Below are 14664 nucleotides of genomic sequence, written 5' to 3'. Positions count from 1 at the left end.
GGCGCCCGCCGGACCGGTTCCCCCGCCCGACCGGCGCCCTCGCCCCCGGGGCCGGGGTCAGTCCCAGAGCGCGCCGAGCGCGAGCAGCTCGTCCCGGTGCTCGATCCGCTCGACCCAGTCCGCCGGCCAGGCCGACGCGCCCAGGTGCGCGCCGGCGAAGGCGCCGGTCAGGCAGGCGAGGGAGTCGGAGTCGCCGGAGGAGTAGGCGGCTCGGCGCACGGCGGCCACCGGGTCGTCGGGCAGCAGCAGGAAGCAGAGCAGGCCGGTGGCGAGCGCCTCCTCGGCGATCCAGCCCTCGCCGGTGGCCAGGCACGGGTCCGCCTCGACGTCGGGCTCGGCGAGCGCCGCGTCCAGCCGGTCGAGGACGCCGAGGCACTCGTCCCAGCCGCGGGCGGCGAAGTGCTCGGGGGAGGGGTCCTGGGCGTGCGCCGCGAGGTCGCCGAGCCAGCACTCGTCGTACCGGGTGCGGGCGGCCCGCGCGTACGCGCGCAGCTCGGCGGTCAGGGCGGCCGGCGCCAGGCCGTCGGCGAGCCTGCGGACCGCGTAGGCGGTGAGGTCACTGGCCGCGAGCGCGGTCGGGTGGCCGTGGGTCAGCGCGGACTGCAGCTGGGCGGCGCCGGAGAGCTGGCGCGGCGTCAGCTCCCTGACCAGGCCGATCGGCGCGACCCGCATGTTGGCGCCGCAGCCCTTGGAGCCGAGGTCGCTCGCCTCCTGCCAGCGGCGGCCGTCGCTGAGCCGCTGGCAGGAGCGCAGGCAGGTCATCCCCGGCGCGCGGTTGTTCTCGGGCGAGCGCCACCAGTCGACGAACTCCTCGCGCAGCGGCCGCTCCAGCCGCGGTGGGCCGAGCGGGCCGCCCTCCAGGGCGGTGCGCAGGGCGCGTCCCAGGGCGAGCGTCATCTGGGTGTCGTCGGTGACCAGGGCCTTCTTCGGCAGCGGCAGTCGGCGCCAGTCGGGGTCGTGGGCGGCGATCAGCTCGATCGTGCGGAATTCGGTCATCCGCCCCAGGGCGTCGCCGAGCGCCAGGCCCAGCAGTGTTCCGGTCGCCTTGTCCACGGCTCCCCCTCAGATCTCGACCAGCAGTTCCTCCAGCCCCCGGATCACGTAGCCCGGGCGCCACCGCGGCTCGCGGACCAGCCGCAGGCCGGGCGCCCGGCGCAGCAGTGCGCCGTAGGACTCGGTGAGCTCCAGTCTGGCGAGCGGGGCGCCGAGACAGAAGTGGATTCCGGCGCCGAAGGTGACGTGCGGGTTGTCGGCACGGCCGAGGTCGAGCCGGTCCGGGTCGGCGAACCGGGCCGGGTCCCGGTTCGCGGAGCCGAAGAGCAGCGCGACCTCGGAGCCGCGCGGGACGGTGACGCCGCGGACCTCGATGTCCTCCAGCACCCAGCGTTCGAACATCTGGAGCGGGGTGTCCCAGCGCATCAGTTCCTCGACCGCGGTGGGGAGCAGCTCGTCCACCGAGCCGCGCAGCCGGGCGAGTTCACCGGGGTTGCGGAACAGCGCCCACCAGCCGTTGCCGGTGGTGTTGACGGTCGCCTCGTGGCCGGCGTTCAGCAGCAGCACGCAGGTGGAGACCATCTCCTGCTCGCTGAGCGCGTCGGCGCCCTCCTGGGCCTGGATCAGCGCGCTGATCAGGTCGCCGCCGGGCTCGGTCCGGCGCTCGCGGATCAGGGCGCGCAGGTAGTCCGAGAACTCGGTGCTCGCGGTGACGGCCCGGCGGGCGGCCTCCTCGGTCGGGTTGAGTTCGAACATGCCGGTGATGTCGGCGGACCACGGCCGCAGCAGGTGCCGGTCGCCCTCCGGTACGCCCAGCATCTCGGCGATCACCGCGACCGGCAGCGGCTCGGCGACGGCGGCGACCAGGTCGCCGCCGCCGGCCGCGAGCAGCCCGTCCACGAGCTCCGCGGCGAGCCGCCGGACGGTCGGGCGCAGCCCCTCGACCATGCGCGGGGTGAAGGCCTTGGAGACCAGCCGCCGGATCCGGGTGTGGTCCGGCGCCTCCAGGTCGAGCAGCCCGTGGTCGTTGAGGGTGTGGAACGGCTCGTGCGCCGGGTCGGGCGCGGGCCGGCCGAACTCCTCGTGGGTGAAGCGGTGGGTGTACGTCCGCCCCAGCCGCCGGTCCCGCAGCAGCGCGCTGACGTCCTCGTGGCGGGACACCAGCCACTGGCCGGTCGGCTCGTAGTACGTCACCGGGGCGTGCTCGCGCAGCTCGCTGTACGCGTCGTAGGGGTGGGCCACGAACGCCGCCGACCAGGGGTCGAACTTCGCCGTCGTCGTCATCGGTCGATCACTCCTGGCCGTGAGGGGGAGCCGGGGTGATCATCGTACGCAGGCGGCCGGTCCGGTCCACTAGGCCTGCTCGGCCACCAGCCGGCGGACCAGGGCCGGGAGCGCGGTGGAGATCGGGTCCCGGATCACCTCGTCCGCCGCCTCGTCGAACGGCGTGGGCTCGCCGTTGACGACGACCAGCCGGGCACCGGACTCCAGCGCGATCTGCGGGAGGGCGGCCACCGGGTACACCTGGAGGCTGGTCCCGACGGCGACGAACAGGTCGCAGGCCCGGGCCACCGCGTCGGCCCGCTGGAGCACCACCGGGTCCAGGGCCTCGCCGAACATCACCGTGCGGGGCTTGAGCACCCCGCCGCACGCCCGGCAGGCCGGGTCCGGCTCACCGGCGGCGACGCGTTCCAGCGCCTCGGCCGTCGGGCCGACGACGTGGCAGCGCACGCACTCCACCTCCCGTGCGGTGCCGTGCAGTTCGAGCACCTTGCGGGCGGGCAGCCCGGCCCGCTGGTGCAGGCCGTCCACGTTCTGGGTGAGCACCCGCACCGGCAGGCCGCTGCGCTCCAGCTCGACCAGCGCGAGGTGGCCGGCGTTCGGCTCGGCGGCCAGCGCGCCGGTGTCCCGGCGCAGCAGCCAGGCCCGGCGGCGGACGTCCGGATCGGCCAGGTAGGGGCCGATGGTGACGAGTTCCTGGGCCCGCGGATCGCGCTGCCAGAGGCCGTTCGGGCCGCGGTAGTCGGGGATGCCGGAGTCGGTGGAGACGCCGGCGCCGGTGAGAACGGCGATCAGCGGTCGCTTGGCGGTCATGCCCGGGACGTTACGGGCCCGCCGCCGCGCGCCGCCACCGGAATTCCCCGGGCACGACGGGCCGGCCGCCCCACCCCCGTGCGAACGGCCCGCCCGCTCAGGCCGCGACCGGGCGACGCACCCCGCCGAACCCCGCCAGCGGTGCCAGCGCCGCCAGGTAGAGCGCGGCGGCCGGCGGGATCAGCGCCAGGTCGGCGGCCGTCATCGCCGTCCCGACCAGCACCAGCACCGGGCTCCACCACCGCAGCGCCCGGGTCGCCCCGGCCGAGGCGGCGACCAGCAGCGCCAGCAGGCCGACGTAGAACAGCAGCGGACCGACCGAGTAGAAGGCCGGCAGCACGCCCGGCCGGCTCTGGATGCCGTCGAACAGCCGGTGCTGGTCGGCCTTGTCCACGGCGACCGCCCCCACGTACAGGTCGATCCCGATCTGGACCACCGAGGCCGCCAGTCCCGCGAAGGCCACCGCCGTGGCCGCGTTCGCGGCGATCCGGCCGGCCGGACGGCGCGGCGCGAGCAGCCCGCGCAGCGCGGCGAGCAGCGGACCGAACAGCAGCAGCCCCGCCAGCATCAGGGCGTGGCCCACCGTCCAGCCGGGGCCGGGCTCCCGTGAGCCCTCCAGCAGCCGGACACCGCCGTACAGGGCCATCAGGACGGGGGCGCCGACGGCGGCGACCGGGGTGAGGCGGTCGAGCCTGGTGACGGTCATGGGAGTTCTCCGCTCCGCGAGTGCGTTTCCGACACTCCGGATGCTGTCCGCCGGGCCCCTCGTCGCGGATCACCCGCCCCGGCGATCCCGCCGGCTCCCCCGCGCGGGGGACTCCCCCGGGCCGGGCCGCGGTCAGCCCTCCCCCGCGACGACCGCCCCCGCCTCGTACGCGAACACCACCGCGTGCACCCGGTCCCGCAGCCCCAGCTTGCCCAGCACATTGCTGACGTGCGTCTTCACGGTGTGCTCGCTGACCACCAGCTCGGCGGCGATCTCCGCGTTGGAGAGCCCCCGGGCCAGCAGCCGCAGCGTCTCCCGCTCCCGCAGGGTCAGCTGCTCCAGCAGCCGGGACGGCGCCCGGACGCCCTGCGCGGGCGGCCTGGCCCCGCCCGGCCGGCGGGCGGCGAACTCGCCGATCAGCCGGCGGGTCACCGACGGCGCCAGCAGCGCCTCGCCCGAGGCCACCATCCGCACACCGTGCGCCAGGTCGTCCCGGCGGACGTCCTTGAGCAGGAACCCGCTCGCCCCGGCGTAGAGCGCGTCGAAGACGTAGTCGTCGATGTCGAAGGTGGTCAGCATGATCACCTTGGTCTCCGGGTGGTCCGCGCAGACCCGGCGGGCCGCCTCCAGGCCGTCCATCACCGGCATCCGGACGTCCAGCAGCAGGACGTCCGGGCCGTGCTCGCGCACCGCCTCGACCGCCTCGGCGCCGTCGCGCGCCTCCGCGACCACCTCGATGTCCGGCTGTGCGTCCAGGATCATCCCGAACCCGGCCCGCACCAGCTCCTGGTCGTCCGCGACGACCACCCGGATCGGCTTCACCGGCCCACCCCCTCCCTCGACGCGCCCTCGCCCAGCGGCAGCCTGGCACTCACCAGGAAGCCGTTCCCCTCCGGTCCCGGCCCGGCCTCGGCCCGCCCGCCGCAGGCCGCGGCCCGCTCCCGGATGCCGACCAGCCCGCGACCGCCGGACCAGTCCGCCGCGCGGTCCGCCGGCCGGCGCACCCCGCGCCCGTTGTCGGACACCACGACCTCCAGCACCCCGCCCGAGCGGACCACCCGCACGGCCGCCCGGTCCGCCCCGGCGTGCTTGACCGTGTTGGTCAGCGCCTCCTGCACGATCCGGTAGGCGGCCGCCTCCACGTCCGCGGGCAGCGGGCCCGGCGTGCCCTCCGGGTCCAGCTCCAGCTCCACCCGCAGTCCCGCCCCGCGGACGCGCTCGACCAGGCCCGCGAGCTCGGCCAGCCGCGGCTGCGGCGCCAGCTCCGGAGCCGCGCCGTCCTCCTTCAGCACCCCGAGCACCCGCCGCAGCTGCACCATGGCGTCCCGGCCGGAGTCGGCGATGGTGTCGAAGGTCCTGATCGCCCGCTCCGGGTCCTTGTGCACCACCAGCGGGCCGGCCTCGGCCTGGATCACCATCAGCGACACGGCGTGCGCCAGGATGTCGTGCATCTCCCGGGCGATCCGGCCGCGCTCCTGCGCCACCGCGCGCGCCGCGTCGCTGGCCGCCCGCCGGCCGGCCTCCCGGGCCCGCTCCGCCTCCACCTGCGCCAGCCGGCGCAGTTCGCGCACCAGCGAGCCGAAGACGAAGGCACCGACCGAGGTCAGCAGCGAGAACAGCATGCCGTTGAGCGAGTGGGTCCCCACCACGTTGGCCGCCACCACCACGGCCAGCACCGCCCAGCGCTGCCGGTCCGGCGCGCGCTCGGCCACCGTGTACACGGTGATCACCGCGTACAGCGGCAGCTGCGGCATCACCGGGTGCGCCACCACCGAGAGCACCGCCGACACCCCGCCGCTGACGGCCATCACGGCGAGCGGGGCCCGCCGCCGCCAGGGCAGCGGAAGCGCGGTGCCGAGCGCCAGCAGATAGACCCACCAGGGGCGGGTGACGTCGTCGTGGTACACCGCCCAGAACGAGACCCCGGCCGATCCGACGGCCAGCAGGGTGTCCAGCACGTAGGGACTCACCCCGGCGAACCGCGCCCGCCAGGCCCGCCCCGGCGCGAACCGGTCCTCGTCCACGTACCCCCCGTACCCGGGGACCCCGCCCCCGCGGAGAAGATCATGCCCTACCGGCAGCACCGTGGGCACCGGCCCGTCAGGCACCGCCGACCGTCACGCCGCCGGTCTCGGCCCGCGCCGTGATGCTGCGCGCCGCCCCCGCCGCGCGGGGCACCTCCACCGAGACGTCGCCCGTCCCGGCGCTCGCGTCCACCGCGTACGCCTGCCCCGCCGGCACCCGGACCCGGACCCCGCCCGTCCGCGCCCGGGCCTCCACGGTGGTCGGGATCCCCGCGAAGGAGGCCTCGATCCCGCCCGTCCCGGTGCTCAGCCGCACCACCGGCGAGGTCAGCCCGCTCGCCTCCACACCACCGGTGCCGGCCTTCACCTCCACCTCGGCGGCCAGCCCGGTCAGCCGCACCCCGCCGGTCTCCGTGCCGACCCGCACCCGGGTGCCGGCCGGCACGTCCACCTCGTAGCCGACCCCGCAGTCGTCGCAGTCGTAGCGCAGCGTCAGGGTGCCGTCCCGGACCTCGTGGCTGCTCGTCGGCGCCGCGCCCCGGTAGTTCTGGTGCTCGGTGACCCGCACCGCCTCCCCGCCGCCGCGGATCGTGACCCCGCCGGTGCGCCCCTCGACCACCAGCTCCCGCACCGGCCCGTCCACGCCGTAGCCGACGTCCCGTCGCCGCTCGTCGCCCGGCAGACAGCCCGACACCCCGGCCAGCACCGCCCCGGTGACCGCCATCGCACCCAGCACCCGCTTCATCGCCGGCTCCCCTCCACGTCCGTCGTTCCGACGCCGCCCAGCCTCCCCCGCCGCCCCCGGCCGGCGCCTCGCCCTCCCGAGCGGTTCCCCCGGCTCCCCCGCGCGAGGGAGGCGGGCGACCCGGGAACGCCGAAGGGCCCGGAGGCTGAATGCCTCCGGGCCCTTCACTGTGTAGCGGGGACAGGATTTGAACCTGCGACCTCTGGGTTATGAGCCCAGCGAGCTACCGAGCTGCTCCACCCCGCGTCGGTAAACACGACTCTACGCGACTTCGTCCGGGGAACCTAATCGGTTTGATATTCGCCCCCGCCACCGGCCCCGCGCGGAGCCGGTGCGAAGCCCCCCGCCGAGTCCTCGCCGGCCCGCGCCCGGCCCGCGGAGCGGCCCCCGGAAGGCCCCGGGAACGCCGCCGGGCGGCCACCCCCGTGAGGGGTGACCGCCCGGCGGTTCAGGGACCGTCGACTCAGCCGGTGTAGGGGCCGTAGTCGTAGTCGTCCAGCGGGACCGCCTGGCCGGAGCCGGCGCCGAAGGGCGACAGGTCGTAGTCGTCGTAGCCGACGGCCGAGTACATCGCGGCCTTGGCCTCCTCGGTCGGCTCGACCCGGATGTTGCGGTAGCGGGGCAGACCCGTACCGGCCGGGATGAGCTTACCGAGGATGACGTTCTCCTTGAGGCCCAGCAGCGGGTCCGACTTGGCGTGGATCGCCGCGTCGGTGAGGACCCGGGTCGTCTCCTGGAAGGAGGCGGCCGACAGCCAGGACTCGGTGGCCAGCGAGGCCTTGGTGATACCCATCAGCTGCGGACGGCCGGAGGCGGGGTGACCGCCCTCGGAGACCACACGACGGTTCTCGGTCTCGAAGCGGCCGCGCTCGACGAGCTCGCCCGGGAGCAGCTCGGCGTCGCCCGACTCGATGATCGTCACGCGGCGCAGCATCTGCCGGATGATGATCTCGATGTGCTTGTCGTGGATCGACACGCCCTGCGAGTTGTAGACCTTCTGGACCTCGGCGACCAGGTGGATCTGGACGGCACGCTGGCCCATGATCCGCAGCACGTCGTGCGGGTTGGTGGCACCCATGGTCAGCTTCTGGCCGACCTCGACCGCCTCGCCCTCGCTGACGAGCAGCTTCACACGCTTCGAGACCGGGTAGGCGATCTCGTCGGTGCCGTCGTCCGGCGTGACGACCAGCTTGCGGGTCTTCTCGGTGTCCTCGATGCGGACCCGGCCCTGCGCCTCCGAGATCGGGGCCACACCCTTGGGGGTACGGGCCTCGAAGAGCTCGACGACACGGGGCAGACCCTGCGTGATGTCGTCACCGGCCACACCACCGGTGTGGAAGGTACGCATGGTCAGCTGGGTACCGGGCTCACCGATGGACTGGGCGGCGATGATGCCGACCGCCTCACCGATGTCGACCAGCTTGCCGGTGGCCAGCGAGCGGCCGTAGCAGAAGGCACAGGTGCCGACGGCCGACTCACAGGTCAGGATCGAGCGGGTCTTGACCTCGCTGATGCCGTGGCGGATCAGCTCGTCGATCAGCACGTCACCGAGGTCGGTGTTGGCGGTGGCGAGGAGCTTGCCGTCCACCGTGATGTCCTCGGCCAGCATGCGGGCGTAGACGCTGGTCTCGACGTCGTCCGTCTTGCGCAGGACGCCGTTCTCGACCGTGCCGATCGCCAGCTTGAGGCCGCGCTCGGTGCCGCAGTCCTCCTCGCGGATGATGACGTCCTGGGAGACGTCGACCAGACGACGGGTGAGGTAGCCGGAGTCGGCGGTACGCAGCGCGGTGTCGGCCAGACCCTTACGGGCACCGTGGGTCGAGATGAAGTACTCGAGAACGGTGAGGCCCTCACGGAACGACGCCTTGATGGGACGCGGGATCGTCTCGTTCTTGGCGTTGGACACCAGACCACGCATACCGGCGATCTGACGCATCTGCATCATGTTTCCACGAGCACCCGAGTCGACCATCATGAAGATGGGGTTCGTCTTCGGGAAGTTCGCGTTCATGGCCTCGGCGACCTCGTTGGTCGCCTGGGTCCAGATGCCGATGAGCTCCTGCTTGCGCTCGTCGTTGGTGATCAGGCCGCGCTCGTACTGACGCTGGACCTTCTCCGCCTTCGCCTCGTAGCCCTCGAGGATCTGGGGCTTGCTCGGCGGGACGACGACGTCGGAGATCGAGACCGTGACACCCGAGCGGGTGGCCCAGTGGAAGCCGGCCGCCTTCAGGTTGTCCAGGGTCGCCGCGACGACGACCTTGGGGTAGCGCTCCGCCAGGTCGTTGACGATCGCGGAGAGCTGCTTCTTGCCCACCTCGTAGTCGACGAACGGGTAGTCCTCGGGCAGCAGCTCGTTGAAGAGCGCGCGGCCCAGGGTGGTCTTCAGGCGGAAGGACTCGCCCTCGAACCAGTTCGACTGACCGTCCTCGTCGACCGGCGGGGTCCAGCCACGGGGCGGGACGGTGCCGATCGGCAGGCGGATGTCGATGACGGCCTGGACGTCCAGCTCCTTGGCGTCGAAGGCCATGACGGCCTCGGCGGTCGAGGAGAAGGAGCGGCCGGCGCCCTTGACGTTGTCGCGGTCCGAGGTCAGGAAGAACAGACCCAGCACCATGTCCTGGGTCGGCATGGTGACGGGGCGACCGTCGGCCGGCTTCAGGATGTTGTTCGAGGACAGCATCAGGATGCGGGCCTCGGCCTGCGCCTCCGCGGAGAGCGGCAGGTGGACGGCCATCTGGTCACCGTCGAAGTCCGCGTTGAACGCGGTGCAGACGAGCGGGTGGATCTGGATGGCCTTGCCCTCGACCAGCTGGGGCTCGAAGGCCTGGATGCCGAGGCGGTGCAGGGTGGGTGCGCGGTTCAGCAGCACCGGGTGCTCGGCGATGACCTCTTCGAGCACGTCCCACACGACCGGGCGGGCACGCTCGACCATGCGCTTGGCCGACTTGATGTTCTGCGCGTGGTTCAGGTCCACCAGGCGCTTCATCACGAACGGCTTGAAGAGCTCCAGCGCCATGGCCTTGGGCAGACCGCACTGGTGCAGCTTGAGCTGCGGGCCGACGACGATGACCGAACGGGCCGAGTAGTCGACTCGCTTGCCGAGCAGGTTCTGACGGAAACGACCCTGCTTGCCCTTCAGCATGTCGCTGAGGGACTTCAGCGGGCGGTTGCCGGGGCCCGTGACCGGGCGACCACGACGGCCGTTGTCGAACAGCGCGTCGACGGCCTCCTGGAGCATGCGCTTCTCGTTGTTCACGATGATCTCGGGGGCACCGAGGTCGAGAAGGCGCTTCAGGCGGTTGTTGCGGTTGATCACGCGGCGGTACAGGTCGTTCAGGTCGGAGGTCGCGAAGCGGCCACCGTCCAGCTGCACCATCGGACGCAGGTCCGGCGGGATGACCGGGACGCAGTCCAGCACCATGCCGTTGGGCTTGTTGGTGGTCTGCAGGAACGCGGAGACGACCTTGAGGCGCTTCAGCGCACGGGTCTTCTTCTGGCCCTTGCCGGTGCGGATGATCTCGCGCAGGCGCTCGGACTCCTCCGCCAGGTCGAAGGTCTCGAGGCGGTCCTTGAGGGCCGCCGCGCCCATCGAGCCGGAGAAGTAGGTGCCGAAGCGGTCGCGCAGCTCGCGGTAGAGCAGCTCGTCGCCCTCCAGGTCCTGGACCTTGAGGTTCTTGAAGCGGGCCCACACCTCGTCGAGGCGGTCGAGCTCGCGCTGCGCGCGGTCGCGCAGCTGCTTCATCTCGCGCTCGGCACCCTCGCGCACCTTGCGGCGCACGTCGGCCTTGGCGCCCTCGGCCTCCAGCTCGGCCAGGTCGGTCTCGGCCTTCTTGGCGCGGGCTTCGAGGTCGGAGTCGCGGCGGTTCTCGATCTGCTGGCGCTCGACCGAGACGTGCGCCTCCAGGGACGGGAGGTCGCGCTGGCGACGCTCGTCGTCCACCCAGGTGATCATGTAGGCGGCGAAGTAGATGACCTTCTCGAGGTCCTTCGGCGCCAGGTCGAGCAGGTAGCCCAGGCGGGACGGGACACCCTTGAAGTACCAGATGTGGGTGACCGGGGCGGCCAGCTCGATGTGGCCCATCCGCTCACGGCGCACCTTGGCGCGGGTCACCTCGACGCCGCAGCGCTCACAGATGATGCCCTTGAAGCGGACGCGCTTGTACTTACCGCAGTAGCACTCCCAGTCCCGGGTCGGACCGAAGATCTTCTCGCAGAAGAGTCCGTCCTTTTCGGGCTTCAGGGTGCGGTAGTTGATGGTCTCCGGCTTCTTGACCTCGCCGTGCGACCACTGGCGGATGTCGTCGGCGGTGGCCAGGCCGATGCGGAGCTCGTCGAAGAAGTTGACGTCAAGCACTGGTCGTCAAGCCCTCTTTCGTAAGTCGAGAGTCGTTCATGTGGTCTGAGGGGGGCCTGGGGGCGGGCCGGCTCCCAGTGGTGAAGAGCCGGCCCTGCCTCCGTCAGACCTCTTCGACGCTGCTCGGCTCGCGCCGGGACAGGTCGATGCCGAGCTCCTCGGCGGCGCGGAACACGTCCTCGTCGGAGTCCCGCATCTCGATGGACTGGCCGTCCGAGGACAGCACCTCCACGTTGAGGCAGAGCGACTGCATTTCCTTGATGAGCACCTTGAAGGACTCGGGAATGCCGGGCTCGGGGATGTTCTCGCCCTTGACGATGGCCTCGTAGACCTTCACACGGCCGAGAACGTCGTCGGACTTGATGGTGAGGAGTTCCTGCAGCGCGTAGGCGGCGCCGTACGCCTCAAGGGCCCACACCTCCATCTCACCGAAGCGCTGACCACCGAACTGCGCCTTACCACCCAGCGGCTGCTGGGTGATCATCGAGTACGGGCCGGTCGAACGGGCGTGCAGCTTGTCGTCGACCAGGTGGTGCAGCTTGAGGATGTACATGTAGCCGACCGAGACCGGCATCGGGAACGGCTCGCCGGAGCGGCCGTCGAACAGCCGGGCCTTACCGGTGGAGTTCACCAGGCGCTCACCGTCACGGGTGAGGGTGGTGTTGTCCAGCAGGCCGGTGATCTCGTCCTCGCGGGCGCCGTCGAAGACCGGGGTGGCGAGGTTGGTGCCGCCCTGGACGGTGTCGGCGCCGATCGCCTGGAGGCGCTGGGCCCACTCGTCGGCGAGGCCGGAGACGTCCCAGCCCTGCTTGGCGAGCCACCCGAGGTGGATCTCCAGGACCTGTCCCGGGTTCATTCGGGACGGGACACCCAGCGGGTTGAGGATGATGTCGACCGGGGTGCCGTCCTCCAGGAACGGCATGTCCTCGACCGGCAGGATCTTCGAGATGACGCCCTTGTTGCCGTGACGGCCGGCGAGCTTGTCACCGTTGGTGATCTTGCGCTTCTGGGCCACGTAGACGCGGACCAGCTGGTTGACGCCCGGGGGCAGCTCGTCGCCCTCCTCGCGGTCGAAGACGCGGACGCCGATGACCTTGCCGGACTCACCGTGCGGCACCTTCAGCGAGGTGTCGCGGACCTCGCGGGCCTTCTCACCGAAGATCGCGCGGAGCAGGCGCTCCTCCGGGGTCAGCTCGGTCTCGCCCTTGGGCGTGACCTTGCCGACCAGGATGTCACCGGTGACGACGTCGGCGCCGATCCGGATGATGCCGCGCTCGTCGAGGTCGGCGAGGACCTCCTCGGAGACGTTCGGGATGTCCCGGGTGATCTCCTCGGGGCCGAGCTTGGTGTCACGGGCGTCGACCTCGTGCTCCTCGATGTGGATCGAGGAGAGGACGTCGTCCTGCACGAGGCGCTGCGACAGGATGATCGCGTCCTCGTAGTTGTGACCCTCCCACGACATGAACGCCACGAGCAGGTTCTTGCCGAGGGCCATCTCGCCCTCGTCGGTGCACGGGCCGTCGGCCAGCACCTGGTTGACCTCGACCCGGGCGCCCTCGTCCACGAGCACCTTCTGGTTGAAGGCGGTGCCCTGGTTGGAGCGGGTGAACTTGGCGGCGCGGTACGTGGTGTACGTGCCGTCGTCGTTGGCCACGGTGACGTAGTCGGCCGAGACCTCCTGGACGACACCGGCCTTCTCGGCGGTGATGACGTCCGCGGCGTCGACGGCGCAGCGGTACTCCATGCCGGTGCCGACCAGCGGAGCCTCGCTCTTCAGCAGCGGCACCGCCTGGCGCATCATGTTCGAGCCCATGAGCGCGCGGTTGGCGTCGTCGTGCTCGAGGAACGGGATCATGGCGGTCGCGACCGACACCATCTGGCGCGGCGAGACGTCCATGTAGTCGATCTCGGTGCCCGGGATGTAGTCGATCTCGCCGCCACGGCGGCGGACCAGGACACGCGGCTCGGCGAAGGTCAGCTCCGCCGTCAGCGGGGCGTTGGCCTGCGCGATGACGTAGCGGTCCTCCTCGTCGGCCGTGAGGTAGTCGACCTGCTCGGTGACGACACCCTCGATGACCTTGCGGTACGGGGTCTCGATGAAGCCGAACGCGTTGACCCGGCCGTACGAGGCCAGCGACCCGATCAGACCGATGTTCGGGCCTTCCGGGGTCTCGATCGGACACATGCGCCCGTAGTGCGAGGGGTGCACGTCACGGACCTCGAAGCCGGCGCGCTCACGGGAGAGACCACCGGGGCCGAGGGCGGACAGACGGCGCTTGTGGGTCAGGCCCGACAGCGGGTTCGTCTGGTCCATGAACTGCGACAGCTGGCTGGTGCCGAAGAACTCCTTGATGGAGGCGACGACCGGCCGGATGTTGATCAGGGTCTGCGGCGTGATCGCCTCGACGTCCTGGGTGGTCATGCGCTCGCGCACGACGCGCTCCATACGGGCGAGACCCGTACGGACCTGGTTCTGGATGAGCTCGCCGACGTTGCGCAGACGACGGTTGCCGAAGTGGTCGATGTCGTCGACCTCGACCACGATGTCGCGGCCCTCGGTGTCACGCCACTCGGTCTCGCCCGCGTGCAGCTTCACCAGGTACTTGATCGCACCGATGATGTCGGGCTCGGTGAGCACGCCGGAGTCCAGCGACTCGGCGTTGCCCAGCTTGCGGTTGACCTTGTAACGGCCGACCTTGGCGAGGTCGTAGCGCTTCGGGTTGAAGTAGAGGTTCTCCAGAAGCGTCTGCGCGGCCTCGCGGGTGGGCGGCTCGCCCGGGCGCAGCTTGCGGTAGATGTCGAGCAGCGCGTCGTCCTGGCCCTGGGTGTGGTCCTTCTCCAGGGTGGCGCGCATCGACTCGTACTCGCCGAACTCCTCGAGAATCATCTCGTTGGTCCAGCCGAGGGCCTTGAGCAGCACGGTGACGGACTGCTTGCGCTTGCGGTCGATGCGGACGCCGACCATGTCGCGCTTGTCGATCTCCATCTCCAGCCAGGCACCACGCGAGGGGATGACCTTGCAGGAGTAGATGTCCTTGTCGGACACCTTGTCCAGGGTGGAGTCGAAGTACACACCCGGGGAGCGGACGAGCTGCGAGACGACGACACGCTCGGTGCCGTTGATCACGAACGTGCCCTTGTGGGTCATGAGCGGGAAGTCGCCCATGAAGACCGTCTGAGACTTGATCTCACCGGTCTCGTTGTTGGTGAACTCGGCCGTGACGAAGAGCGGGGCCGCGAACGTGAAGTCGCGGTCCTTGCACTCGTCAATGGAGTTCTTCGGCGGCTCGAAACGGTGGTCGCGGAAGGTCAGCGACATCGACCCACTGAAGTCCTCGATCGGCGAGATCTCTTCGAAGATCTCCTCCAGACCGGACTTGGTGGGGACGTCCTGACCACTCTCCAGGGCCGCCTCGACCCGGGCCTTCCAGGCCGCGTTGCCGAGCAGCCAGTCAAAGCTCTCGGTCTGCAGGGCCAGGAGGTTCGGGACCTCGAGGGGCTCCTTGATCTTCGCGAACGAAACGCGGAGCGGGGCGGTGGATGCGGCGGAATTGTTCGAGGCGTTGCGCGGCGCGGCCAAGAGGGGGGTCCTTCCGAGGGCTCGGAGCTCACTGCGCGCGTACCGGCCGGGCCTGGAAAGGCTTGGTCCCACCTCCCTCGCCACTGGCCTCTGCCGGGTCGTGAAACCCGAGGTCAGAGCCGTTTTGCGGAGGCGGTGCCAGACCCCTTCAGGGCAACGCAAACTCCG

9 protein-coding genes and 1 tRNA gene are annotated in these 14664 nt (G+C 71.4%); all 10 read right to left on the bottom strand.

Annotated elements, in window-relative coordinates; genetic code table 11:
• Positions 1–57: 57 nt before the first annotated feature.
• The 10 genes from ABT263_RS01260 to rpoB all read right to left on the bottom strand — a co-directional run bounded on the left by ABT263_RS01260 (position 58) and on the right by rpoB (position 14496).
• Entirely contained in the window at positions 58–996 is a 939-nt protein-coding gene (locus ABT263_RS01260) for an ADP-ribosylglycohydrolase family protein (protein WP_502885735.1), read from the bottom strand.
• Positions 997–1062: 66 nt separating this feature from the next.
• Positions 1063–2277 (bottom strand): cytochrome P450, encoded by a 1215-nt coding sequence (locus ABT263_RS01255; protein ID WP_352286339.1) that lies wholly within the window; start codon positions 2275–2277, stop codon positions 1063–1065.
• Between the two features lie 69 nt (positions 2278–2346).
• The gene (locus ABT263_RS01250) at positions 2347–3087 is read right to left on the bottom strand and encodes an SIR2 family NAD-dependent protein deacylase (RefSeq protein WP_352286337.1); all 741 of its coding nucleotides are present in this window, start codon (positions 3085–3087) and stop codon (positions 2347–2349) included.
• A 97-nt stretch (positions 3088–3184) separates the two neighbouring features.
• Positions 3185–3793 carry a hypothetical protein gene (locus ABT263_RS01245; protein WP_352286335.1) on the bottom strand — a complete coding sequence of 203 codons (609 nt, stop codon included), beginning with the start codon at positions 3791–3793 and terminating at the stop codon, positions 3185–3187.
• Positions 3794–3925: 132 nt separating this feature from the next.
• Entirely contained in the window at positions 3926–4615 is a 690-nt protein-coding gene (locus tag ABT263_RS01240; protein WP_352286334.1) for a response regulator, read from the bottom strand.
• A complete protein-coding gene (locus ABT263_RS01235) occupies positions 4612–5817 on the bottom strand; it encodes a sensor histidine kinase (RefSeq protein WP_352286332.1) in 1206 nt (401 codons plus the stop codon). The genes ABT263_RS01240 and ABT263_RS01235 overlap by 4 nt, the downstream gene beginning before the upstream one ends.
• Before the next feature lie 76 nt (positions 5818–5893).
• Positions 5894–6562 carry a DUF4097 family beta strand repeat-containing protein gene (locus ABT263_RS01230; protein ID WP_352286330.1) on the bottom strand — a complete coding sequence of 223 codons (669 nt, stop codon included), beginning with the start codon at positions 6560–6562 and terminating at the stop codon, positions 5894–5896.
• 172 nt (positions 6563–6734) lie between these two features.
• Positions 6735–6808, bottom strand: a tRNA-Met gene (locus ABT263_RS01225).
• 217 nt (positions 6809–7025) lie between these two features.
• Positions 7026–10916: a DNA-directed RNA polymerase subunit beta' gene (locus ABT263_RS01220; RefSeq protein WP_329488164.1), complete on the bottom strand. Its 3891-nt coding sequence runs from the start codon at positions 10914–10916 to the stop codon at positions 7026–7028.
• A 103-nt stretch (positions 10917–11019) separates the two neighbouring features.
• Entirely contained in the window at positions 11020–14496 is a 3477-nt protein-coding gene (rpoB, locus tag ABT263_RS01215; RefSeq protein WP_329488165.1) for a DNA-directed RNA polymerase subunit beta, read from the bottom strand.
• Positions 14497–14664: the final 168 nt, after the last annotated feature.

The sequence above is a fragment of the Kitasatospora sp. NPDC001603 genome (assembly GCF_040298365.1).
In the GTDB taxonomy this organism is placed as follows: Bacteria; Actinomycetota; Actinomycetes; order Streptomycetales; family Streptomycetaceae; genus Kitasatospora.
The sequence above is the reverse complement of the archived record's forward strand: the minus strand, read 5'-3'. Positions and strand labels throughout refer to the sequence as shown.

Bases quoted from the DNA above. Each gene is read 5' to 3' on its own strand.
- ABT263_RS01260 (WP_502885735.1), bottom strand. From the start codon at position 996: ATGACCGAATTCCGCACGATCGAGCTGATCGCCGCCCACGACCCCGAC.
- ABT263_RS01255 (WP_352286339.1), bottom strand. From the start codon at position 2,277: ATGACGACGACGGCGAAGTTCGACCCCTGGTCGGCGGCGTTCGTGGCC.
- ABT263_RS01250 (WP_352286337.1), bottom strand. From the start codon at position 3,087: ATGACCGCCAAGCGACCGCTGATCGCCGTTCTCACCGGCGCCGGCGTC.
- ABT263_RS01245 (WP_352286335.1), bottom strand. From the start codon at position 3,793: ATGACCGTCACCAGGCTCGACCGCCTCACCCCGGTCGCCGCCGTCGGC.
- ABT263_RS01230 (WP_352286330.1), bottom strand. From the start codon at position 6,562: ATGAAGCGGGTGCTGGGTGCGATGGCGGTCACCGGGGCGGTGCTGGCC.